Origin of the sequence: Levilactobacillus zymae DSM 19395 (assembly GCF_001434115.1) — a bacterium.
Taxonomy (GTDB): domain Bacteria; phylum Bacillota; class Bacilli; order Lactobacillales; family Lactobacillaceae; genus Levilactobacillus; species Levilactobacillus zymae.
Window position 1 is genome coordinate 1 of record NZ_AZDW01000034.1, and the last position, 24,860, is coordinate 24,860.

Sequence of the window (24,860 nt, forward strand, 5' to 3'; positions counted from 1 at the left end):
GGACCAATTTTTAACTACTGGAATTTAGGGACTTATGTCCCAAACTCTTTTTTTGTGCTTTCTATTAAGAGATTTGTCGTTTTAGACATATTTTTATACTAAATAATTAATAAGACGTTCTTTTAACATCTAGAATCAATCTTTGCTATACTCAACGTACACGAGGAGGAATGACATGGAAGAGACAGTTTTATCGGTCCGGCGATTGAGCAAGTCCTTTGGCCGCAAACAGGCCTTACATCACGTGAGCTTTGACTGCCAAGCGGGGCGTATTGTGGGATTGATTGGGGCAAATGGAGCGGGCAAGACCACCATTATGAAGGCCATCTTGAGTTTGATCAAAAGTCAGGGAGACATTACCATCAACGGCCAAGCCAGCACGTTTAACCACCACGCAGCGTTGGCTGACGTGGGGGCGTTAATTGAGTATCCCGGAATTTACCCGTTTCTCAGTGGGCGGGACCACCTAAAACTTTTTGCGCGACCGACCGCCGACAAGGTCCAACGCATTCAAACGGTGATTCGAGACCTCCACTTGGCGCCCTATATTGATCGGCGGGTCAAGGGATATTCACTAGGGATGCGCCAAAAGATGGGGATTGCACTGGCGTTAGTGAATCAGCCACGGCTGGTGATCTTGGATGAACCCATGAACGGGCTGGACCCCCAAGCAACGAAGGATTTGCGGGAACTGATCAAAAAGAAGCAGGCCCAGGGCACGACATTCTTGATTTCCAGTCATATTTTAGGAGAACTTCAGAAATTGGCAGAAGATTTAATTGTGATTGATCACGGGCGGGTCGTTCACCAGACGACCATGCAAGAACTACTGGCGCGAAACCAGCATTTCTTGGTTCTCACGACCGATCAGGATTTACGAGCGGCGGGGATTTTGGCGGAAAACGGGTACCTAGTTACGGCTCACGCCCCCATTCGGGTTCAGCTACGAGCGGCGGATACCGTGGCGGCAGTGCTAAAAACGTTGACCAGCAATGGGGTATCCATCGAAGATGTGCAACATGAGGACGGCGATTTTGAACAGTCTATCTTGGACATGCTGAGGGAGTAGGGGAACGATGAGAGAATTGTACCGACAAGAAATGTTTAAACTGTGGAAACGCCGGGGAACCTGGCTGGGACTAGCTTTCTTGGTTCTACAGAACTTAGGTTTTGCCTGGTTAGGCGTGGCCTATCAGACCCATATAGTGGCCAAGCAGTTCTGGGTCGCTGACTTTGCCAGTCCTGCCTTCATTGTGTTCATGATGATTGCGGCTAGTGCGGGAAGTATTTCAAGTGAATTTGAATTTGATACCCTGAAAAACGTGGTCACCCAAGCCTATTCACGTCCCGCGGTGCTTGTGAGCAAATGGCTGACGATGTTCACGCATTCAGTAGTTTTGTATGGTCTAGCGACCGGATTGACCCTGGTTAATCGGTTGATCTGGCCCAATTATCAGTTTGCGTTGACCGCAACAATGCCAGGGAGTCACCAGCTTCTGTGGCGGTATTGGCTCACGGCCCAGGCGGCTAACTTTGTGACGCTGTGGCTCGTGTTGAGCGTCGTCTTTTTGGTCGCCGCGATGTTCAAGAAGGGACTGGTTGCCACACTTTGTGGCGTTGTGGGGTACTTCGCTCTGGGCGTGATTAGTCGGTTGATGTTCCAATTGATCGATAAGTGGGAGCCTCTCAAGTGGAACCCGATTAACCTGATGAACTACGCAGTCCAGGTCACCATGCCGTTTCTCACGAAACTCACCCATCTGACCAATACCCAAATGCTGTGGGGCAATCTGGGCTATATCGGATTATTTATGGCGCTGGGGCTTTATTTTTTCTCGCGAAAAGAAGTCTAATCTATAAACTATATTCAAAAAATGGATGGCGAGTAACAATTAGGACAAGAGGTAGAAGGGTTAAGGGGTTGGCGGTTAACTGTAAGCGGTTAGCTAACAATTTTCTATCCACATTGGCAAAAGTGTTGCTAAAAAACTGTCCAGATTGGGCAAAGTGGTTAGAGGGTAATCTAATTTCATGTCGCATACTAAGCAACACAGAACGGAACCCAGCGACAGTAAAGAAAGTGAGTGCTTAGTATTATTTTTCCCCAAAGAGTTAACCGGATTTTGAAAACCATTTTAATGATTGCCACTTTAATGATTGGACTGAGTGGTCTGTTGACCGCCCAAGCCAAGACTTACAAAACCCCTTCTTGGGGTCACTGGGATTCGCGAACGATTACATATAGTTACGAAGGGCATTCCAAGTGCTGCCGGGCCAGTTGGAAGACGGCCATTAAGCGGTGGAACAAGACCAAGATTGTTCATTTAAAATTAGCGAAAGCCGGCCATAAAGCTGATATTGCGTTAGATTCAGCGCCGTCTCTAAACGTCAGCGGGGGTAAGCTCTTTACGGGGTACACCCACTATTCGTTTTATCATCACGACACGTCGTTAAGCGAAATCGTGACGGCGGAATCCACGTTAAACCGAGAACTCCTGACGGCTTATAACTACACCAAGACGCAACGCGCTAACGTGGCGACACATGAAATCGGCCACGCTTTGGGGTTAAGCCATTCCAAGGATAAGAAGAGCGTGATGTACGCCAAGAACCGCTATAAGAGTATTGATCATCAAGATAAGTTGGCCTTAGCGAAAGCTTACGTCAATCAATAGTTGCAACTAAAGTCTGGGGCTACGGCCTCAGGCTTTTTTGTAGCTAGTGGTGACTCACCGGTTGAGCACCGGTGATTTTGGCTTCTACATAAAATGAGAATTGACTGAGAAAAGCGCTACAGAATAGCGGCATCGATTTCTTGAATAGCGTATAATGGATTTATTCTAATAGCTTTTTAACTTGGAGGGGAATTCATGACTGAATCGAAACACTTTTATCAGACGTTCCAACCAACGCACTACAATGTCTACATCGACATTAACCGGGCCACTAAGCAGATTAGTGGGACATCCACGATTACCGGGGATGCCAAGGAATCCACGATTTCCGTTCATGAGAAATACATGACAATTTCGTCCGTGACGGCCGATGGGACCGCCGTACCATTTACCTTAGACGAGGCCGCCGAAGGGCTGCACATCGATTTAGGGAAGACCGGGGGAACCACGGTGGCGATTACCTACACCGCACCGTTGACCGACAGCATGATGGGCATCTACCCGTCCTACTATGAACTGAATGGTGAAAAGAAGCAGATTATCGGGACCCAGTTCGAAACCACGGCGGCGCGTCAAGCCTTCCCGTGTGTCGACGAACCCGAAGCCAAGGCCACGTTTGACCTGGCCATCAAGTTTGACGAACAACCGGGCGAAACGATTCTGAGTAACATGCCCGAAGTTAAGACCGAAAACGGCGTGCACTACTTCGACACTACCAAGAAGATGTCGTCGTACCTGATTGCCTTTGCCTTTGGGGATCTCCAGAAGAAGGTCACGAAGACCAAGAGCGGCGTGGAAGTCGGCGTGTTTGCCACCAAGGCACACCAAGCCAACGAACTTGATTTCGCGTTAGACATTGCCAAGCGTTCCATCGAATTTTACGAAGACTTTTATCAGACACCATACCCACTACCGCATTCCTGGCAATTAGCCTTACCAGACTTTTCCGCGGGTGCCATGGAAAACTGGGGCCTGGTCACGTACCGGGAAGCCTACTTGTTACTTGATCCCGCTAACACGGCCTTAGACATGAAGCAACGGGTCGCCACCGTGATTGCCCACGAACTGGCCCATCAATGGTTCGGTGATCTGGTCACCATGAAGTGGTGGGACGATCTGTGGTTGAACGAAAGTTTCGCCAACATGATGGAATACGTGGCCATCGATGCACTTGAACCCGACTGGCACATCTGGGAAACCTTCCAGACGTCCGACGCGCCAATGGCCTTACAACGTGACGCCACGGACGGGGTCCAATCCGTTCACGTTCAGGTGGAAGATCCCGCCGAAATCGACGCGTTGTTTGACAGCGCCATCGTTTACGCCAAGGGTGCGCGGATGTTAGTTATGGCCAGAGCGTTAGTCGGTGACGACGCGTTACGGCGGGGCTTGAAAGCGTACTTTGAAGCTCACCAGTACAACAACGCCAAGGGGGCCGATCTTTGGGCTGCTCTAGGTGAAGCTTCCGGAATGGACGTGGGGAGCATCATGAATACCTGGCTGGAACAACCGGGTTACCCAGTAGTCACGGCCGCCGTGGAAAACGGTAACCTGACCTTGAAGCAAACCCAGTTCTTTGTGGGTGAAGGACAGGATCAGGGCCGTCAATGGAAGATTCCGTTGAACAGTAACTACGCGGCCGCTCCGGCGATCTTCGAGGACCAGACCGTGACGTTAGGCAACTATGCCGACCTCCGGCAAGCCGCTGGTGAACCGTTCCGGGTCAACGTGGGCAACAACTCGCACTTTATCGTGAAGTACGATGACACGTTACTCAACGATATTTTAGACCACGTGGCCGACCTAGATGCCATTTCGCAGTTACAGGTCTTACAGGATCTGCGGTTGTTAGCCGACGGTCGTCAGATTTCCTACGCCGCTGTGGTACCGTTATTGACCCGGTTCGCGGACAATCCGGCAACGGTGGTCAACGCCGCGCTCTACCGGATTGCCAACAACTTGAAGAAGTTCGTGACACCGGATTCTGCCGAGGAAAAGGCGCTCCAAGGCCTCTTCGATCGGTTGAGTGCCCAACAGGTCGCCCGGTTGGGGTGGACCCCGCAAGCGACGGACACCAACGACGACCAATTGACCCGGCCGTACGTCTTGAACGCCGCGCTTTATGCGCAAAACGCCCAAGCCATTCAGGACGCTCACGCCTTGTTTACGGCCAACGCCGACCACTTAGGTGCGTTGTCGGCGGACGTGCGGGTCTTAGTCTTGGCTAATGAGGTCAAGCACTTTGGAACCGCCGAGTTGTTCGACCACCTGTTAGCCGAATACCGGACGTCAACGGACCCGAGTTACAAGGCCGACCTCGCCGCGGCGGTCACGACCACGACCGATGCCGCGCTGATCACCAAGCTGATTGGCGTCTTTGAAGATGCCGATACGGTCAAGCCACAAGACTTACGGGCTTGGTACCGGGGGACGTTAGCCAACAACGCGGCCCAACAAGCGGCCTGGGATTGGTTACGCAACGATTGGCAATGGTTGGAAGACACGGTGGGTGGTGACATGGAATTCACCACGTACATCACCGTGACGGCTGGCGTATTCCATACACCGGAACGCTTTGCTGAGTTCAAGGCCTTCTTTGAACCGAAGATCAACACGCCTGGTTTGACGCGTGAAATCAAGATGGACACTAAGGTCATCGGCAGTCGGGTCAGCCTGATTGAAGATGAAAAGGCGGCTGTTAACGCCGCTGTGGCCCAAGCTAGCCAAGCTTAATCCATGATAAACAAACACCCCGACGAGATCTTCGTCGGGGTGTTTTTGATTGGAGCTAATGTTTGACGAGCTTTAAAACGGCTCCTGCCACGGTTTCTCGTCGGCGTTGGGGTAACGATTCCAGGTACTTGACCAGGGCTAAAGTCTTCACCCCAGATAACCGGTCATCAACAAAGAAATCTCCCAACCGAAGTTCCAAGGATTGGGCTAGGTCATTCAGTTTGTTGATGCTGATGTTTTTGAGGTCTCCCCGTTCAATTCGTGAAATCAGACTGACCGAAACGCCGGACCGTTGGGCGAGTTGCTCAATGGTCAGACCAAGGCTTTTACGCTTTTCGTGAACGAGTTGACTAATCGTTTCCAACATAGAAATTCTCTTCAATCAGGAACTTCTAGTCAATAATAACAAAATATTCTATATTTAAGCGTTTATAACGTAAATTTATTAGAAATAAAATAGACGAGTCCCAGAGCAAGTGCCGGTAGGGGGTGCGCGGCATTACTGAATTTGTAAGACGTTCGGCTAGGGGAACGTACGGTCGCCATGCTATCCTAAACGTAATCTAAGAACGATAGGAGTGGGTGAGATGCGCCAGATGTTAGTTAAGTTGGGGAGTGGGGAACGTCACGTGTTTCGGGGGACCTTTGTGCGACCGGGATTCAAAAGTTACGGGCAACATTACGCCCCCACGCTGTTACTACGGGATATTTACACCGCCACGGACCAGCTGGTTACTGATCATTTGTGGTTCAACTATACGCTTGGCTTTTTAAGGCTGGGTACGCTCTCCGCGGGGGATGAGGTGCAGTTTGCGGCGCGGGTCGCCAGTTATCGGAAAGGGTATGTGACGCAGCGTACGGTTGACTATAAGTTAGCGCGGCCGACCCAGATTCAGTGTTTGACCGCGGCGCCCCGTAAGGCGTTACCACTTGATAATCGGCACGCGTTGATCGGGTACATCATGTTGGTCAATCAGGCCTTCTACCAGGCCAACGGGCGGCCCTTTGAGGCTTATTACGTGACGGCCTTTCGTCAGTGGCAGACCCAACAGACCGGAACTAAGCGCGAAACGCTCCGCCCGGACTAATCTATGGTAACGTGAGGATATTCAGAGATTGAGAAGGGTGAGTTGAGCATGAGAACGATTAGTCAGCGAATTGGTGTGGTGATTGGCTTGAGCGTCCTGCTATTTAGCGGGCTCAGTGGTTGTGCGGCCCAGGCGGGAACCACCAAGCCCATCAAGTCGGTCGTGGGCACGCACATTACTTTGCAAGGACCAACCAACGTGCAGGATTTAGGGGGAATTCGGACCAAGGACGGGCAAACGGTGCGGGCCCACCGGCTGATTCGTTCCAGTAAGCTAGCGGATTACACGACGCAGGATTTGCGGACGTTGCGGGTGACCTACCATTTGCGGTCCATTGTGGACTTTCGGTCGAGTCGGGAGATTCAACAGACGCCGGACCCACGAGTCGCTCATGCGACTTACCACCAAGATAGTGTGGTCGCCAACAACTACGGCCAACGGACCACGAAGCAGTTCTACCAGGGCCTGGTCAGTGATCCGATCGCTTTGCGGGGGTACCGGGCGTTCTTTAACCAACTTTTACGCCAAAAGTCGGGTGCGACCCTGTTTCACTGCACCTACGGAAAGGATCGCACGGGCATCGGCGCCATGCTGGTCTTATCAGCGTTAGGTGTCAGCAAGCAGACCATCTTACGCGAGTATCTCTATGCCAATACCAACCTTGCCCGTGATCCGCACATAGTCTTTTTGAATCAGCGGACGCCGGGCAAGCGTGCGAAGACCCACTTACAACGAATCAACGCGGTGACCAAAGGTGATTTAACGGCGGCGACCCAACGAATTGACCAGAAGTATGGGTCGATGACCAACTTCTTAAAAAAGTTGGGGCTGACACCAGCCAAGCAGGCCCAGTTGAAACGGCTGTACCTGACCAAATAGACCGGCCTTTTTACGGTGATAAGCTGGAAAAGACAAAAAAACTGGGACACCGTCAGGCATCCCAGTTTCTAAAGCAAGTTTAGTCGTTTAAGTTGTACCGTAACTTCATGTGTTCGGAGCCCATGATGACCATGTCACCTAAGAGCTTGGTCTGACGCTTTAGTGATTCGGCGGCTAAGGCATCGTTAGCCTTGGCCAGGTAAGCTTCGGGATCACTTTGATCAGCAATCGCGGCATCCGTATCGTTTTGAATCTTCCGGTAAGCGCCCATCGCTTCCAGTGCGAAGGTGTTCCGGAAGTCAACGTACAGGTCGTAGTCAGTATCACCCAACAGGGCCGTGGTGCAGCTTAACCAGTACATATCGTTCAGGTTGAAGTTACCGTCGGCGTTCTTGTAGCTAGCTGGCGTATCGTTAACGTTAGCGTAGAACGGTACTACCGTGTTGAAGGTGTTAGCACCGAAGGCTAACCAGTGAATCCCGGCAACGGCAGCGGGCACGTTGTTACGGATTTGTAAGATGTGCACGTCGTGATTCCGGTTGATGCCGATTGGCCGGAAAAGGGTCTTGTCGGCTTCGGAGCCACTGCCGTAAGGGTCGTACTTGGTGTTTTCGAAGTGAGAACTCAAAACGAACTTCACGTCTTCAATTGAAATCTTCCGGTTGGCGTGGCAGATGAACGGCAGGTCTTGGCCCATTGGGTCTTGCTCAACGTCTGGCGTAAAGTACTTTTGACCGAACCAGGCCCGCGGGTTGTTGTAGACCGTGTCCTTGATGGTGGCACTCCCAAAGATGTGGCGCAGGTTGACTTGGTCGAAGTCCGGGTTCAGATTGTATTTTTCAATCATGTCCTGGAGGTCGGCGGAAGCCAGCGTATCGTCGGCATCAAAGTCGAAGTCGTCGATGTTCATCCGGTTAGGGGCGACCACGTAGGCGTCATCCGGAATCCGCTTAGCGGCCCAGTGATGGCCCCCGATGGTTTCTAACCACCAAATTTCGTCCTGATCGGAAAAGGCGATGCCGTTAGGTTCGTAGGTCCCATATTGCGCTAAGAGGGCGCCCAGACGTTCGACCCCTTCCTTAGCACTGTGAATGTAGGGCAGAACTAAGGTGACTAGGTCTTCTTCACCAATCCCGCCGTCCACGTAAGGGTCGATGCCCATGACGCGAGAGTTGGTGGTAATCGTTTCCGTGGCGGACATCGCAATGTTTTCACTGTTGATGCCGGCAGCGGGCCAAATACCGTTGGTTAAAATGGAGTTCGGGATGGAGGTATACCGTAAAGGATTATCGGGTAAGTCTACCTGAACCTTACTGATGACGGATTGATAATGCCGCGGTTGGTCGGCGGGGTTAACCACCACAAACCGTTCCGGATCGAGGGCTTCGTGACCATCGTCATTTCGAGAAATGATGGTTGAGCCGTCGATAGAAGCCTTCTTTCCCACTAAAATCGTGGTACAAGAACCTTTAATTCGCTTAGTCATAACATGCGACACTCCTTTGTTAAGTTAACCTGTATTATAGCATTAGTCGCGCTTGAAAACGACTGACTCGTTTACGACGAGAAAAGTGACTAAAGTGGCGGACAATCGGGAATTATTAGTAGGAGGGCTTGCTTGCACCGTCACCACCAAGCCCGTACACTTAAAGCAGTTGCGATGACGGAACCCTTAAAGGAGCGGATGACTTATGGGAAAGAAAATTGTGATTGTTGGTGGTGTAGCCGGCGGGACTGCCGTGGCTGCCCGGATTCGCCGATTAGATGAAATGGCCCAGATTACCATCTATGAACGAGACGCTCACGTGTCAATCTCCAGTTGCGCCTTGCCCTATTACTTGTCCCGAACGGTATCGCCAGCGTCTGAACTCGTCCTAATGACGCCAGCGCAGTTTAAGGCGCAATATCACGTGGACGTGGTGGTCAATCACGCGGTGACGGCCATTGATCCGGCACACCGAACCGTTCAGGTCACCAACCAACTGACTCAAGAATTGAGTACGGATACCTACGATGAGTTGTTCCTGGCTACCGGCGCGATTCCCATTCGCCCCAGTGCGTTAGCGGGGAGTGATGCCCCTCAAGTCTTTACCTTGCGGAATGTGGCCGACGTCACGACGTTTGATGACTATTTGCAAGCCTATCGCGTGACCGACGTTGCCGTCATTGGGGGCGGCGCCATTGGCGTGGAGGCCACCGAAAATTTAACGAAGGCTGGTTACCGGGTCACCATTATCGAACAACAAGCTCAGGTGCTTGCCACCACGTTAGACAGCGATCTGGCGCAATTGGTACACAAACAGTTATATGATCAACACGTGGACCTGCGTTTAGGGGCGACGGCCCAACGAATTACGCCCAAAACGGTTGAACTGAGCGATGGGACCCAAGTGGCCGCCCAAGCCGTTTTCTTAGCCCTAGGCGTTCAGCCGAACACCACCTTGGCTCAAGCCGCGGGGATTCGCTTGGGCACGACCGGGGCGATTCAGGTCGATCAACACTACCAGACCAACCAGCCCCACATCTATGCGGTCGGGGATGCCATCGAGGTCACCAATGCCTTGACCCGGCAGCCCCAACGGCTGAGCCTGGCCTTACCCGCCCAGATGGAGGCCCGCCGTGCGGCTGACCACCTCTATGGGCGACTGATTCGCCGGCGCGGCGTGATTGGCTCTCAAGGGTTGCCCGTCTTTGATCTTCGAGTCGCGGCTACTGGGCTGACCGAACGGGATGCGACCGCCGCTCATCTGGCGTATCGTAGCGCGTTGGTCATCCCTAGCGATAAGGTTCCCTTGATGCCCCAGGCACATCACCTCTACTTTAAGGTGCTGTTTGCCCCGACGACCGGAGAAATCTTGGGCGCCCAAGCCGTGGGGAAAAGCGACGTGGACCGCCAAATCAACGTGGTCGCCGCCTTGATTCAACACCACGCGACCGTCGAGGACTTAGCCGACCTCGAGTTGGTCTACCAGCCGACCGTCAGTCCCGTTAAATCTGCGGTCGTGATGGCCGGTCTGGTCGCTACGAATCTCCTGAACGGGGAGTACCGGCAAGTCGACGTCCGGCAGGTCCGCCAGTTAGTCGCCGCCGGTGCGACGATCATTGACGTGCGGGAACCGGATGAATTCGCGGCGGGGCACCTGAAAGGCGCCACGAACATCCCCATGAGTCAGTTTCGGGACCGGTTGGCCGAGATTCCGCACGACCGACCGGTGTACCTTCACTGTGCAACGGGGAAACGCAGCTATAACGTGACCCGGGCGTTACTGAACCGCGGGTACCCCAACGTGGTGAACATCGCCGGATCGTTTGACGCGATTTGCGAGGTGGAATTTTTCCACGACCAAACCACACCGCGGGACCCCGTTGTGACGGCCTACCATTTCGATTTATAATAACGGCCAAATGCTGTGTCGGCGAATCATCCGATGCGGCATTTTTCAGCCAGACCAACAGTTTAGCGGTTGGTCAGTTGTTCTTAGCGGCGTTTGCCGGTAAAATGGAACCACTACTTACGAAAAAAGGAGCGCTTAGACAGGATGGATTTAACGGCGGCCCAAGGGGTCTTAAAAACGACGTTTGGATACGATGATTTTCGGCCGGGGCAACGGGCGGTCTTGGAACACGTCCTCACGGGGGACAACACGTTGGCCATCATGCCCACCGGGGGCGGTAAGTCGTTATGTTACCAGATTCCCGCGCTCTTATTTGCGGGCATCACGGTGGTGGTCTCCCCGCTAATCTCCTTGATGAAAGACCAGGTCGATGCGCTCAACGAGGGGGGCGTTCCGGCGACCTACATTAACAGCACGGTAGCCTGGCCGGAGATCCAAGACCGGTTGGCGGCGTTACATCAAGGGCAATATAAATTACTCTACGTCGCGCCCGAACGCTTGGAGTCGGCGGCGTTTTTGCAGGCCCTGGGACAGCTGCCTGTTGACCTGTTAGCCGTCGATGAGGCGCACTGTATCTCGCAGTGGGGCCACGACTTTCGGCCGAGCTATTTGGCGTTAAGCACGGTGATCCAACAGTTACCTACGCACCCGCAGGTCCTGGCACTGACGGCCACCGCCACGGAACAGGTGGCCCGTGATATCTGCCAACAGCTGTCTATCGATCCGCAAAATGAGGTCAACACGGGGTTTGAACGGGATAACCTGAACCTCACCGTGGTGAAGGACCAGGATACGGACCGCTATATTTTGGATTACCTACACGTCAACGCCGATGCGGCGGGGATCATTTATGCCAGTACCCGCAAAGAGGTCGAACGACTGACCAACATGTTGATCAATCATAAGGTGGCCGTGGCGATGTATCATGCCGGGCTGCCCGATGAGGTCCGCCGGCAGAATCAAGAGGACTTTTTGTATGACCGGGTCCAGGTGATGGTGGCGACCAACGCCTTTGGGATGGGCATCGATAAGAGTAACGTGCGCTTCGTGATTCACGCGCAAGTTCCCGGGACGCTGGAAGCGTACTACCAAGAAGCGGGGCGGGCCGGTCGGGATGGGCTCCCCAGCGAAGCCATCCTGTTGTACCGGTCGCAAGACTTACAAATTCAACACTTTTTTATCGACCAATCGGAAATGGATGAGACCCATAAGCAGCGGGCTTATCGGAAACTACAGGTGATGAGCCAGTACGCCAACACGCAGGGCTGTTTGCAACAGTTCATCCTGGCGTACTTTGGCGAAACGTCCCAGCCATGTGGACGGTGCAGTAACTGTCAGGATGACCGGGAAGCCCAGGACGTGACCACGGCCGCGCAGAAAGTACTATCTTGTGTGGTCCGGTTACGGTCGCGTTACGGGAAGGGGATCGTGGCCCAGGTTCTGACCGGAGCGAAGAATAAACGGGTCCTGGACCAACAGCTCGACCAATTACCGACCTACGGCATCATGCGCAATCAGCGGCAGAAGAGTGTCGGCGAATTGATTGATTTCTTAACGGCCGCCGGTTACCTGCAGAGCGTTGGCGGGCAGTATCCCACGTTACAGGTGACCGCGGCCGGTGCGGGTGTCCTTAAGGGGGAAACCCCGGTTTACCGCAAGATGGCGCGCCAGGCGCAACGGTTGGCGCCGGAAGACGATGCCCTCTTTGGGCGGTTACGGGCCCTGCGCAAGGACCTAGCCGAAGAACAGCACGTGCCGCCGTTTATGATCTTTTCTGACCGGACTCTTCACGATATGTGTGCCGTTCAGCCGCAAGATGATGCCAGTTTTTTGAGTGTCCGGGGCGTTGGCGCTAGTAAGCTGGCGAAGTACGGCGAGGCCTTTATGGCCGCCATTCGGGCGGATCAGGCCGACGCTTAACCTTTTCGACAAATTTAAGCCATCCGCAATTGATACGGATAAATATCATTGAAATCGATTTCATTGTCTGCTAAAATGCCTGTATTGACACCAATAAATTTAAGAATGGGATGTTGGGCATGGCAAAAACGGAATTTGAAAAGATGATGGCAAGTGAGTTGTACGACGTGAACGATCCGCAATTGGTCGCCGAACGTGAACATGCCCGCGACCTTTACGAACGGATGGATACCATCCCGTTTCGGGATAAAGCGGCCCATGAAAAATTGATTCGGGAGTTATTCGGGTCAACCGGACAACATCCGGAAGTCCGGTCCCGTTTCGTGTGCGACTACGGATACAACATTCACGTGGGGGACAACTTCTTCGCCAACTTCGACTGCATTCTGTTGGATACCTGCGAGATCACCATCGGGGACAACGCCTTACTGGCGCCCCGGGTGCAGATCTATGCGGCCGGCCATCCCTTTAATCTCAAAGATCGCACGTCCTGGTTAGGCAACGGGGCCCCGGTCAAGATTGGGAACAACTGTTGGTTGGGCGGGGACGCCGTGATCTTACCCGGCGTGACGTTGGGCAACAACGTGATGGTCGGGGGCGGCTCCGTGGTGACTAAGTCGTTTGGCGATAACCTGGTCATTGCGGGCAATCCCGCTCGGATCATCAAGCGCTTGGACGCCGACGGGGAACCCTTACGTGACTCAGCAGCTGAATAGGTCCGATAAGTCGTCCGAAACCGTCAGAATTACCTCAGGTTACGGTCGACTTTTTAGGTTGAACCGAATGATGACAATTAAATTTATGAAACCCAGTGAAAACAGGCACTCCCAATTGGAAAAAAGTGGAAAGTTTGATATGCTGGAATTGAGAACAGACAGGGCCTGAACCATTAGAAACTGGCCAAATTTAAACGGTACCGGCTAACGGCACGAGTTGGAGAATATTATGGAAAGTAAATACCAAAAAGTAAAAGACGCCCTCAAGGAAGCCATCTTGTCGGGCAAATATCCGATCGACCAGAAACTCCCGACGGAAACGGAACTCATGGAACGCTTTAATGTGTCCCGGTACACGGTTCGGCGAGCAGTGGGCGACTTGGAGACGGAACATTTCATCTACCGGATTCAGGGGGGCGGCATGTTCGTCCAGGACTGGCATAAGGATTGGTCCAATGAATCCGATAGTAAGATGATTGGGGTGGTCACGACCCACATTGCCGACTATATCTTTCCGCAGATCATCTACGGCATTGACCAGGTCATCTCGGATAACGGGTACTCGTTGCTGCTGGGCAACACCCATAACAATCACGAGAAGGAGCGCAAGAGTCTGATCAACATGTTGAACACCAAGGTGGCCGGTCTGATCATCGAACCCACCCAGAGTGCGTTACCGAACCCCAACATGGATCTCTACCAGGAGATTATGGACGACCAGATCCCGACGTTATTTATCAACGCCAACTACGGGGCGACCTACCCGCAACTGAAATTTCCGTTCGTCACCACGGCCGACGTGGACGCCGAACGGAAATTGATTGATTATTTGTTTGGCCTGGGCCACGAAAGTATCATTGGGGTCTTTCAGGTCGACGATATTCAGGGTGTACACCGGATGGATGGGTTCGTTCAAGCCTACCAGCAGCATCCGGATATTTCCTATAAGAGTAACTTAATCATGTATCAGTCGGGGGATGCTCTCGATAAGATCACCCACCGCATCGAGACCTACTTAAAGGACGAACACCGGCCCACGGCCATTGCGTGCTATAACGATCAATTGGCGATCCGGGTCTTGGCGTTCGTGAAGCAACTGGGGCTCCGGGTCCCGGAAGACATCTCAATCGTCGGTTTTGATAACTACCAGATGTCCGAATACATGAGTCCCGCACTGACCACGCTGAACCACGAGAAGGAACAGATGGGGCAGGCCGCGGGAAAAATGATCGTTGATTTATTGAATCATAAGCCGGTCGAGTCGATCACTTACGACCCCCAGTTAATTGTTCGTAAGTCCGCGACAGCACCGCAAAAACCGACGGCTTAAACTGAATAGGTAAAACGATAACCCCGTTGTCAGACCGGCATTTAGCCGGAAGACAACGGGGCTTTTAATTGGTCATAACCAATTATGGCTTTTCAACAGATTAATTAAAACGGGAGAAAAACGGGAATGGTAGCGTTTAAAATTATTTTTAACGGCTGAATCCCTTGATATGATAGTATTTTAACAAACTTATTAGTACGCATAATAAAAATTAGTATTGATTTATGCGGACAAATATTATAAACTGACCTTGTTGACAAAATGAAAACGCTTTAGCAAAGAGTGGCCTACGAATCTGTAGCCGGCAAAGCATCGCCATTCGATGTAAGCGGTTTTGTGGCGTCGGGTATTATTGGAACACAGCTATTATTGATTAGGGTTACCCCTTAATTTATAGGAGGAACGGAAATGGATACGAAAAAGAAAATCCCAAGTGGTTTCATATATTTCTTCGGATCATTTGGTGGAATTCTGTTTGGTTATGATATCGGGGTTATGACCGGTGCCTTACCATTCTTGAAACACGATTGGGCGTTGACTAACGCCTCATTAGTTGGGTGGATTACTTCCGCGGTTATGTTCGGGGCAATCTTCGGTGGTGCCTTAGCCGGACAGATGGCCGATAAGTTAGGTCGGCGGAAGATGATCTTGATTTCATCCTTGATCTTCGCCATTGGGTCCATCTTGTGTGGGTTCTCACCTAACAACGGGACTTACTACTTAATCATCGTGCGGATGTTCTTAGGGTTAGCCGTTGGGGCTGCTTCCGCATTGGTTCCCGCTTACATGTCCGAAATGGCACCCGCTCGTTTACGGGGCCGGTTATCCGGGATTAACCAGACCATGATCGTTTCCGGGATGCTGTTATCCTACGTCATGGACTTTATCTTAAAGGATTTACCAGAACAAATCGCTTGGCGTTTGATGTTAGGGTTAGCCGCTGTGCCAGCCATTATCTTGTTCGCCGGGGTTCTGAAGTTGCCTGAATCACCACGGTTCTTAATCAAGACGGGTCACCGTGACGAAGCGCGTCAAGTCTTATCTTACATCCGTAAGCCAGACGAAATTGACGGCGAAATGAAGCAAATCGAAGATACGGCCAACGTTGAAGAAAATGCCATGGAAAAGTCTTCCTGGGGCACGTTATTCACGGGTAAGTACCGTTACCTGGTTATCGCCGGGGTTGGGGTTGCGGCCTTCCAGCAATTCCAAGGTGCCAACGCCATCTTCTACTACATTCCATTGATTGTTGAAAAAGCTACGGGTTCTGCTGCTAGTTCCGCTTTAATGTGGCCAATCATTCAAGGGGTCATCTTAGTTCTTGGTTCCTTACTCTTCCTCTGGATCGCCGACAAGTTCAACCGGCGGACCCTGTTGACCATGGGTGGGACGGTTATGGCCTTATCCTTCCTGTTGCCAGCTATCATTAACAAATTAATGCCAAACGCCAGTCCAATGATGATCGTGGTCTTCTTATCGATCTACGTGGCGTTCTACTCCTTCACTTGGGCACCGTTAACTTGGGTGCTGGTTGGTGAAATCTTCCCATTAGCTATTCGGGGCCGGGCATCTGGTTTAGCCTCATCCTTCAACTGGATCGGTTCTTGGGCCGTTGGGCTGCTCTTCCCAATCATGACGGCTTCCATGTCACAAGAAGCTGTGTTCGCTATCTTCGGTGTCATCTGTGTCTTGGGTGTGCTGTTCATCCGCTTCTGTGTCCCAGAAACCAAGGGTCACACGTTGGAAGAAATCGAAGCACAAGGTACTCGTGGCAAAGAAAAGCCAGAAGAAGCCGGTCAAAATTAGTACTCACTTATTCGTAAAATTTTGGAGGTCAGCGACATGAACTTAGTTGAAACCACTCAAGCTATCGATGCCGGCAAGGTATCCTTAGGGATTGAGTTAGGGTCGACCCGGATCAAAGCGGTCCTGGTTACCGATGACTTCAATACGATTGCCTCAGGTAGTTACGTCTGGGAAAACCAATTTGAAAACGGTATCTGGACTTACCCGTTAGATCAGGTTTGGACCGGGATCCAACAAAGCTACAAGCAAATGGCAGCCGACGTGCAGAGCAAGTACCACAGTACGTTAAAGCACATCAGCGCCATCGGGATCAGTGCCATGATGCATGGTTACCTCCCATTTGATAAGAACAATCAACTGCTGGTGCCTTTCCGGACCTGGCGGAACAACATTACCGGTCAAGCGGCCGATGAGTTGACGGATCTGTTCGACTTCAACATTCCACAACGGTGGAGCATTGCCCACCTGTACCAAGCCGTATTGAACGGTGAAGAACACGTGCCGAACGTCGACTTCATCACGTCATTAGACGGTTACGTTCACTGGAAGTTATCCGGTGAAAAGGTCTTAGGGGTCGGCGACGCTTCCGGGGTCTTCCCAATCGATGAGAAGACGGGCAGCTACGATCAGACCATGCTGACCAAGTTCGATAACTTGGACAAGATCAAGGCCTTACCGTGGAACGTTGAAGACGTCTTACCAGCCATCTTACCAGCTGGTAAAGTTGCCGGAACCTTGACCGCTGAAGGGGCAAAATTGCTCGATGTCAGCGGCAACCTGGAAGCCGGTAGCGTGATGGCACCACCTGAAGGGGATGCCGGGACCGGGATGGTCGGCACCAACAGTGTCCGCAAACGGACCGGGAATATCTCCGTGGGGACGTCAGCCTTCTCCATGAATGTGCTGGACAAGCCATTATCGAAGGTGCACCGCGATATCGATATTGTGATGACGCCGGACGGCTCACCAGTCGCCATGGTCCACGTCAACAACTGTTCATCCGACATCAATGCTTGGGCCAGTGTCTTCAAGGAATTTGCCGATCGGTTAGGCGTCGACTTAAAGCCGGACCGCTTATACGAAACCTTATTCCTGGAATCCACTAAGGCGGATGCCAACGCCGGGGGCTTGGTCAACTACAGTTACCAATCCGGTGAAAACATCACCAAGATTCAGGCCGGCCGGCCACTGTTTGCCCGGACGCCGAACAGCAAGTTCTCGTTACCGAACTTCATGTTGACGCAACTCTATGCAGCCTTTGCGCCATTACAAATCGGGATGGACATTCTGATCAATGAAGAACACGTCCACACCGATGTAATGATTGCGCAAGGTGGATTATTCAGAACACCAGTGATTGGCCAACAAGTCTTGGCGAACGCCTTAGACATTCCAATCACGGTCATGAGTACCGCCGGCGAAGGTGGTCCATGGGGGATGGCGGTCTTAGCCATCTACGCTAAGCAGAATAGTGATGAAAGTCTGGAAGACTTCTTAGATAAGGAAGTCTTTGCTAACCCAGAAAGCATGACCTTGAGCCCAGAACCAGCTGGGGTCGCCGGTTATCGTGAATTTATCAAGAAGTATCAAGCAGGCTTGCCAGTGGAAGCTGCCGCTGGCGATGCTATTACCGACTAAGAGAGAGGGTTAATTGAATGTTAGAGGAATTAAAGCAAGAGGTTTACGACGCCAACATGCAGTTACCTAAGTTGGACTTGGTTACCTTTACTTGGGGTAACGTTTCCGGGATCGACCGGGAAAAGGGGTTGTTCGTCATCAAGCCTTCCGGGGTCGATTACGACACGCTCAAGCCTAGCGACATGGTGGTTGTTAACCTCAAAGGTGAAGTGGTCGAAGGGGACATGAACCCTTCCAGCGACACCCCAACGCATACCGTACTTTACAACGCCTTTCCGAACATTGGTGGGATTGTTCACACCCACTCGCCTTGGGCCGTTTCCTTTGCCGCTGCCAAGATGGACATTCCGGCAATGAATACCACCCACGCTGACACGTTCTTCACCGGGGTTCCGGCGGCCGACGCGTTAACTAAGGAAGAAATCGAAGAGGATTACGAAGGCAACACGGGGAAGACCATCGTCAAGACCTTCAAGGAACGGGGCTTGGATTACGAAGCCACACCAGCTGCTCTGGTGAGCCAACACGGGCCGTTTGCTTGGGGTCCCACCCCAGCCAAGGCGGTTTACAACGCCAAGGTCTTGGAAGTTGTTGCGGGTGAGGATTACCACACCATGCAATTGACGCGGGCCAACTCAGAGTTACCGCAATATCTGTTGGATAAGCATTACTACCGTAAGCACGGGAAGAACGCTTATTATGGGCAAAACAATGCCAAGTCGCAAGAACACGCGGCGCGTCAATAAATTTGGTTACACGATATAACATCAATCATTCATTCAAAGGAGTGCTCGAATATGTTATCAGTTCCTAATTACGAATTCTGGTTTGTTACCGGTAGTCAACACCTTTATGGTGAAGAACAATTAAAGTCAGTTGCCAAGGATGCCCAAGACATCGCTGACAAGCTGAACGCTAGTGGCAAATTGCCTTACAAGGTGGTCTTCAAGGATGTTATGACCACGGCTGAAAGCATCACTAACTTCATGAAGGAAGTTAACTACAACGATAAGGTTGCCGGGGTTATTACCTGGATGCACACCTTCTCCCCAGCTAAGAACTGGATCCGCGGGACGGAATTATTGCAAAAGCCATTGCTGCACTTAGCAACGCAATACTTGAACAAGATCCCATACGCCGACATCGACTTCGACTACATGAACTTGAACCAAAGTGCCCATGGTGACCGCGAATACGCTTACATCAACGCACGTTTGAAGAAGAACAACAAGATCGTCTACGGTTACTGGGGCGACGATGACGTTCAAGAAGAAATCGCTCGTTGGGAAGACGTTGCCGTAGCTTACAACGAAAGCTTTAAGGTTAAGGTTGCCCGCTTTGGCGATACCATGCGGAACGTTGCCGTTACTGAAGGTGACAAGGTTCAAGCACAAATCCAAATGGGCTGGACGGTTGACTACTACGGAATTGGTGACCTGGTCAAGGAAATCAACGCCGTTAAGGATGCCGACATCGACAAGGAATACGCCGACCTCGAATCCAAGTACGAAATGGTTCAAGGCGACAACGATGCTGAAACTTACAAGCACTCGGTTCGCGTTCAATTACAACAATACCTTGGGATCAAGAGCTTCTTGGAAAAGGGTGGTTACACCGCCTTCACCACGAACTTCGAAGACCTCTACGGGATGGAACAATTACCTGGTTTAGCCGCACAACTCTTAATCCGTGACGGTTACGGCTTCGGTGCCGAAGGTGACTGGAAGACCGCTGCTTTGGGCCGTGTCATGAAGATCATGTCCCACAACAAGCAAACGGCCTTCATGGAAGACTACACGTTGGATCTGCGGAAGGGCCACGAAGCCATCCTCGGTTCCCACATGTTGGAAGTCGACCCAACCATTGCCTCCGACAAGCCACGGGTTGAAGTTCACCCACTGGACATTGGTGGTAAGGCTGACCCAGCTCGTCTGGTCTTCACTGGTTCCGAAGGTGACGCCATTGATGTCACGGTTTCCGACTTCCGTGACGGCTTCAAGATGATCAGCTACGCCGTTGCTGCGCACAAGCCAGAAGCTGAAACGCCTAAGCTGCCAGTTGCTAAGCAACTCTGGACGCCAAAGGTTGGTTTGAAGACTGGGGCCATCGAATGGATGAAGGCCGGTGGTGGTCACCACACCATGCTTTCCTTCTCCTTGACCGAAGAACAAATGGAAGACTTTGCTACCATGGTTAACATGAACAAGGCTTTCATCAAGTAAGTTAAGTGATTAAATAGTGGGGCGTTCGACTGTGAGCGAATGCCTCACTATTTTTGTACCCTCAGGCATTTAGGAGGTCCTTGAATTGGGATTAAGTGAAAAAGAAAAAATGATTGCTGGTAACCAACTGTTTAACGTCTACGACGACGAGCTGGTGGCCGAACGGGCGGCGGCGCGCAAACAAGTTGAGGCCTTTAATGCCTTGGGCGAAAGTGACCCGGCCAAGAGTCAGGCGTTGATCCGCCAACTCTTTGGGAGTACCGGCGACGCGGTCAGTGTCCACGCCAACTTCCGGTGTGACTACGGCTACAACATCTACGTGGACGACGATTTCTTCGCTAACTACGATTGTGTGATGTTGGACGTGGCACCGATTCGCATTGGTAAGCACTGTTTGCTGGGACCGAAAGTCCAACTCTACTCGGTCAATCACCCGGCGGAACCTGAACTCCGGCGTAACGGCGCCATGGGGATCGGCAAGCCGATTACCTTGGGCGACGACGTCTGGGTCGGCGGTGGCGCAATTATCTGTCCGGGCGTCACGTTGGGGAACAACGTGATCGTCGGGGCCGGTAGCGTGGTCACCAAATCGTTTGGTGATAACGTGGCGATTGCCGGTAACCCGGCGCGGGTGATCAAGTCGATTGCGCCGAAATCGGCAGTCGACGATTAACTAATTTGATGACTTGATTGGTCTGGCGACAGCTAGGTTAAGCCCAAGAGACGCTGCTCGTGACGGGCGGCGCCTTTTTTAGTTTAACTGGTTAGCAGAGTGGCAGGGATTCGGCCGACGGAACCAGTCAAGAATGGATTAGCCAGTCAAACGATTAAACCAATACGTCAATTGCGCTGAGGGCCCGGATTGCGTATGCTGAACTTGACCGCCAATGGCGTGAACGCCAAACAAAGCGGTTAGGGAGGAAGTACTGATGATGAGTAAAAAGGTCGTCGAAAGGGTGACGTTCATCGGAACCGTTTTGACCGCGATTTTTAGCACGGCAACAGTAATTGGCCTACTGTATCACCGTTAAGTCACTGTTAGTTAAGTCATCGCCCTTAAGGCGCAAAAAAACGAGTCTGGACAAAAGTCTCAGACTCGTTGGTATCTTCGAATATTTGGTGTTGAAACGTGCGCCAAAAGGCAGCTGGTTCCGCTTAACCCCGTAAGTCAGACAATCCAGGCCCAGGATTATCCGCCTTACGACGTTAATGCTCGCCAGCTAACCGCCTTTTGTCCCACTCTCGTGTCCTGTGAGCTATGAGAAAAAGATCCATCCACCCATGCAGGTGACCCCTAAACTGACGATTAAGTAGAGGCGCGATAAGAACCGACCGTCGACTTCCGCCTTCATCTTGGGCATGAGTTGGACCAGAACGAAGAAAAAGAAGATGACCCCAATCACCATAATTAACGTCCCCGTCATCATATTTTTAGCGACTAACATTTTAACTCCCCCTTTATGGGTTCTATTATAACTGGTTTCACGGCAAAATGGGGAATTATTCCCCGGGAAATCCGGGGCTATGGTAGAATAAGGGGGAATTATGACCGAAGAAAATGAAGGGGTGTGACGAGATGATTGATCGGTTAGAAACCAGTGCCGATGCGTTATGGTTAACGCCGCAAACGCCGGGCGTCGTGCGGTTGGGGTTCGCGGATAATGGACGTGAGTTGGTCGGGCCCGTCAAGCGATTGACGTGGCAGACACAGTCGGGTCGCGTTAATTTGGGGGATCCCTTTTTGATCGTTGAGGGAACCAAGGAAACGGTGGTTTTGCGGTTCCCACTAGCTGGGCGGATCAAGCAGATTAATCCGGACTTGGTCGCGCATCCCGAATGGTTAGACACGCACAACGACGCGCGTGACTGGATGGTTGATTTAGACGATGAGTAATTAGGAAGGACTAAGTAGATGAAGTTATCCTGGGCCGTGACGGCACCCGTTACCAGTATGAAACGTTTTTTAAGCCAGCAAGGTATCAGTCACCGGGGGTATAGCGACCTCAAACACCGCGGCATTATTTGGGTCAACGGTCGTAACGTGGACCAGACCGTGCAACTGCAAGTGGGCGACGAGGTCACCGTGATCTTACCGCCCGAGGTGGCAGATCCTGAGGTGGCGGTCAGTACCGAACCGCTAACCATCCTGTTTAGCAACCGTGATTGGGTCATCGTCGATAAGCCGGCGGGGCTCAACGTGGTGCCGGGGCCGGCCAACCGGACGGATACCCTGGTGAACCGGTTGAAGGGGGTCTGGCAGGCGGAAAATGCCGAGAATCGGGTTCCCCACATCGTGACGCGGTTGGACCGGTTCACTAGCGGGTTAGTCTGGGTGGCCCGGCACCGGTTAGCCAATAGCTTGGCCAGCCAATTACAGGCGGCCCATACGGTGGAAAAACGCTACCTGGCCATTGTCAGCGGTCAATTAACGGCCGACCACGACCTCATCGACGCGCCCTTAGCGCCCGACCCCACGGGCTACAACCAGATGGTCTCACCGGCTGGGAAACCGGCGCAGACCGAGTACTGGGTCCAAGAACGGTTTGCCGACGCCACGCTGGTGCGCGTTCAGCTGCATACGGGGCGGACCCACCAGATTCGGGCGCACTTCGCCTCATTGGGGCACCCGTTAGTAGGCGATGAGTTGTACCACGGACCACTACTGGGGGGCATGCACCGGCAGGCTTTACACGCGGCGACATTGGACTTTACCGATCCGTTTACTCAGGAGAATCGGCACTTCAATAGCCCGGTCCCGGCCGACTGGCAAGCCCTAGTGGCCACGTTACGACAATAGGAGGAATGATAGGATGACAGCGGGGGAGCAACTGACGTGTTTGGTGGATCACCAGCCAATCGCGGTTGAAAGTAGTTTACAATTAGCAGAACTCGATGCCAACCTGCGGAACCGCATCAAGCGGGATTACCCGCAGGCCAAGGTGACGGACTATATCTGTGGGCATCACCTGTTGAAGTATCGGTTAGACCGGGTGGACGCGATGATCAACGCCGATTTGAAACAAACGCAGAAGATCAACCACAAACTGACCCGGGCGTTGCAAAGCGATGATTACGACGTGGTCGACGTCAACGAAATTTTGAAGAACAGTTTGACGTTCGGTCAACGCGTCTCCGATGACGTCGCCCGGTTTGGGGGCTCGTGGGGCTTTATCTTCGTGTTCATGTTCGTGTTACTGGGGTGGATGATCGTCAACGGGTTACACCTATTCGGGGTGAACTTTGACAACTACCCCTTCATTCTGTTAAATTTAGTACTTAGTTGCGTGGCGGCGATTCAGGCGCCCATCATCATGATGAGTCAGAATCGCTCGGCGGACCGGGACCGGATGATGGCCGAAAACGACTATCACGTGAACCTGAAGTCCGAACACGAATTACGTCTCTTGCACGCCAAGGTGGACCATCTGGCGCAAAACCAGTTGCCCCACACCATGGAGATCGAACGCTTCCAATTAGAAATTCTGGGTGAAATTCGCCAGGAATTAGCTGAATTGCGTGAAGCCACCAAGCAGACGCCACCAACACGGTAACACGAAGGGAGTTTCAACATGCGTACCTGGGTAACGGCTAGTACCCTGTTCGTTGTGGGCCTGATCTTTGGTCACCGCGCGGCAGGCCACGGCGCTCATTAGGTGAGACCGCCAACGTGGCGAATCCGTTGACAAATTAGGAATCCTCCGTTAATCTGATGATATATCAGAAATGGAGGATTTTTTGTGATAATTCGTGAAGCTCAACCAGCCGACGCGCCTCAGATAGCGCCGCTGATGAACTTGATCTATGATGAGATGGCACTGACCGACCTCGAGGACGTTCCCGGCCCCGACTTACTGAAGGTCATCACGGCAGCTTACCGCACCCGGACGTATCTTTCCGGCGCGGCAACTACGGTGGTGGCCGAGGCCGCGGGCCAAGTCGTGGGGGTAGCCTTTGGTTATCCCGGCGAACGAGAAGACATCGTGGATGATGTGATGGTGGATTTGACCACCCAAAATGCGGCCTTTGATGGGCCGTACGAACCGGAACCGGAAACCCATCCGGGAGAATGGTATCTGGATTCGTTAGCCGTTGATCCGGCCTACCAGGGTCGGGGAATCGGCCGGCAGCTCTTGCGGGCGTTACCGCACTATGCCCGCCGGGACCAACAGACCGTGATTGGGTTGAACGTGGACCGGGAAAATCCGGGGGCGTTTCGGCTCTACGAACGAATGGGTTATCAGGTCACGGGGCCCCAGATGATTGGGGACCACACCTACGATCACATGCAGTTGCGAATTGGACAGTCCGTCCAAACCACACACGCTTAAATTTAAAGAGTGGGACAAAAGGCGGTTAGCTGGCGAGCATGAACGACGGTTCGTAAGGCGGATAATCCTGGGCTTGGATTATCTGGCTTACGGGGTTAAGCGGAACCAGCTGCCTTTTGGCGCACGTTTC

The 24,860-nt window shown here is 52.3% G+C and carries 22 protein-coding genes; 19 read left to right on the plus strand and 3 right to left on the minus strand.

Going from position 1 to position 24,860, the window contains the following annotated elements; all coding sequences use genetic code 11:
• Positions 1-175: 175 nt before the first annotated feature.
• The 4 genes from FD38_RS07845 to FD38_RS07860 all read left to right on the plus strand — a co-directional run bounded on the left by FD38_RS07845 (position 176) and on the right by FD38_RS07860 (position 5,408).
• Entirely contained in the window at positions 176-1,069 is an 894-nt protein-coding gene (locus FD38_RS07845; protein WP_057733010.1) for an ABC transporter ATP-binding protein, read from the plus strand.
• Positions 1,070-1,076: 7 nt separating this feature from the next.
• Positions 1,077-1,853 (plus strand): ABC transporter permease, encoded by a 777-nt coding sequence (locus tag FD38_RS07850; protein WP_057733012.1) that lies wholly within the window; start codon positions 1,077-1,079, stop codon positions 1,851-1,853.
• A gap of 270 nt (positions 1,854-2,123) precedes the next feature.
• Positions 2,124-2,675 carry a matrixin family metalloprotease gene (locus FD38_RS07855; protein WP_225430765.1) on the plus strand — a complete coding sequence of 184 codons (552 nt, stop codon included), beginning with the start codon at positions 2,124-2,126 and terminating at the stop codon, positions 2,673-2,675.
• A gap of 195 nt (positions 2,676-2,870) precedes the next feature.
• Positions 2,871-5,408, plus strand: a complete 2,538-nt coding sequence (locus FD38_RS07860; RefSeq protein WP_057733014.1) for a M1 family metallopeptidase — start codon at positions 2,871-2,873, stop codon at positions 5,406-5,408.
• 55 nt (positions 5,409-5,463) lie between these two features.
• Here FD38_RS07860 and FD38_RS07865 read toward each other — a convergent pair whose 3' ends face one another.
• On the minus strand, positions 5,464-5,775 hold the full coding sequence (locus tag FD38_RS07865; protein ID WP_057733016.1) for a helix-turn-helix domain-containing protein: 312 nt from the start codon (positions 5,773-5,775) through the stop codon (positions 5,464-5,466).
• A 220-nt stretch (positions 5,776-5,995) separates the two neighbouring features.
• Between FD38_RS07865 and FD38_RS07870 the strand changes: the two genes are divergently transcribed.
• Both FD38_RS07870 and FD38_RS07875 read left to right on the plus strand, forming a co-directional pair.
• Positions 5,996-6,496: a hypothetical protein gene (locus FD38_RS07870; RefSeq protein ID WP_057733018.1), complete on the plus strand. Its 501-nt coding sequence runs from the start codon at positions 5,996-5,998 to the stop codon at positions 6,494-6,496.
• Between the two features lie 48 nt (positions 6,497-6,544).
• Entirely contained in the window at positions 6,545-7,375 is an 831-nt protein-coding gene (locus FD38_RS07875; RefSeq protein WP_057733020.1) for a tyrosine-protein phosphatase, read from the plus strand.
• A gap of 79 nt (positions 7,376-7,454) precedes the next feature.
• Here FD38_RS07875 and FD38_RS07880 read toward each other — a convergent pair whose 3' ends face one another.
• A complete protein-coding gene (locus FD38_RS07880) occupies positions 7,455-8,861 on the minus strand; it encodes a C69 family dipeptidase (RefSeq protein ID WP_057733022.1) in 1,407 nt (468 codons plus the stop codon).
• 205 nt (positions 8,862-9,066) lie between these two features.
• Here FD38_RS07880 and FD38_RS07885 point away from each other — a divergent pair, with 205 nt between their 5' ends.
• The 9 genes from FD38_RS07885 (at position 9,067) to FD38_RS07925 (ending at position 21,075) form a co-directional block, all read left to right on the plus strand.
• A complete protein-coding gene (locus tag FD38_RS07885; protein ID WP_057733024.1) occupies positions 9,067-10,770 on the plus strand; it encodes an FAD-dependent oxidoreductase in 1,704 nt (567 codons plus the stop codon).
• Between the two features lie 144 nt (positions 10,771-10,914).
• Positions 10,915-12,690 (plus strand): DNA helicase RecQ, encoded by a 1,776-nt coding sequence (gene recQ, locus FD38_RS07890; protein ID WP_057733026.1) that lies wholly within the window; start codon positions 10,915-10,917, stop codon positions 12,688-12,690.
• A 119-nt stretch (positions 12,691-12,809) separates the two neighbouring features.
• Complete coding sequence (locus tag FD38_RS07895) at positions 12,810-13,406, plus strand: sugar O-acetyltransferase (RefSeq protein WP_083485315.1); 597 nt, start codon at positions 12,810-12,812, stop codon at positions 13,404-13,406.
• A 229-nt stretch (positions 13,407-13,635) separates the two neighbouring features.
• Positions 13,636-14,736, plus strand: coding sequence for a GntR family transcriptional regulator (locus FD38_RS07900; protein ID WP_057733028.1), 1,101 nt, complete (start codon positions 13,636-13,638; stop codon positions 14,734-14,736).
• 408 nt (positions 14,737-15,144) lie between these two features.
• The gene (locus FD38_RS07905; RefSeq protein WP_057733030.1) at positions 15,145-16,542 is read left to right on the plus strand and encodes a sugar porter family MFS transporter; all 1,398 of its coding nucleotides are present in this window, start codon (positions 15,145-15,147) and stop codon (positions 16,540-16,542) included.
• A gap of 36 nt (positions 16,543-16,578) precedes the next feature.
• Positions 16,579-18,180, plus strand: coding sequence for a xylulokinase (locus tag FD38_RS07910; protein ID WP_057733032.1), 1,602 nt, complete (start codon positions 16,579-16,581; stop codon positions 18,178-18,180).
• 17 nt (positions 18,181-18,197) lie between these two features.
• Positions 18,198-18,926, plus strand: a complete 729-nt coding sequence (locus FD38_RS07915) for an L-ribulose-5-phosphate 4-epimerase (RefSeq protein ID WP_057733033.1) — start codon at positions 18,198-18,200, stop codon at positions 18,924-18,926.
• Positions 18,927-18,977: 51 nt separating this feature from the next.
• Positions 18,978-20,402 (plus strand): L-arabinose isomerase, encoded by a 1,425-nt coding sequence (araA, locus tag FD38_RS07920; RefSeq protein WP_057733035.1) that lies wholly within the window; start codon positions 18,978-18,980, stop codon positions 20,400-20,402.
• Positions 20,403-20,511: 109 nt separating this feature from the next.
• Positions 20,512-21,075 carry a sugar O-acetyltransferase gene (locus tag FD38_RS07925; RefSeq protein WP_057733406.1) on the plus strand — a complete coding sequence of 188 codons (564 nt, stop codon included), beginning with the start codon at positions 20,512-20,514 and terminating at the stop codon, positions 21,073-21,075.
• A 583-nt stretch (positions 21,076-21,658) separates the two neighbouring features.
• Here FD38_RS07925 and FD38_RS07930 read toward each other — a convergent pair.
• Positions 21,659-21,847 (minus strand): hypothetical protein, encoded by a 189-nt coding sequence (locus FD38_RS07930; protein ID WP_057733037.1) that lies wholly within the window; start codon positions 21,845-21,847, stop codon positions 21,659-21,661.
• Between the two features lie 131 nt (positions 21,848-21,978).
• Between FD38_RS07930 and FD38_RS07935 the strand changes: the two genes are divergently transcribed.
• From FD38_RS07935 to FD38_RS07950, 4 genes are all read left to right on the plus strand, one after another.
• Entirely contained in the window at positions 21,979-22,296 is a 318-nt protein-coding gene (locus FD38_RS07935) for a biotin/lipoyl attachment domain-containing protein (protein WP_057733039.1), read from the plus strand.
• Between the two features lie 18 nt (positions 22,297-22,314).
• The gene (locus FD38_RS07940; protein ID WP_057733041.1) at positions 22,315-23,199 is read left to right on the plus strand and encodes an RluA family pseudouridine synthase; all 885 of its coding nucleotides are present in this window, start codon (positions 22,315-22,317) and stop codon (positions 23,197-23,199) included.
• 13 nt (positions 23,200-23,212) lie between these two features.
• Positions 23,213-23,953, plus strand: coding sequence for a DUF1003 domain-containing protein (locus FD38_RS07945; protein WP_057733043.1), 741 nt, complete (start codon positions 23,213-23,215; stop codon positions 23,951-23,953).
• Positions 23,954-24,190: 237 nt separating this feature from the next.
• The gene (locus tag FD38_RS07950; RefSeq protein WP_057733045.1) at positions 24,191-24,730 is read left to right on the plus strand and encodes a GNAT family N-acetyltransferase; all 540 of its coding nucleotides are present in this window, start codon (positions 24,191-24,193) and stop codon (positions 24,728-24,730) included.
• The last annotated feature ends 130 nt before the right edge of the window (positions 24,731-24,860 follow it).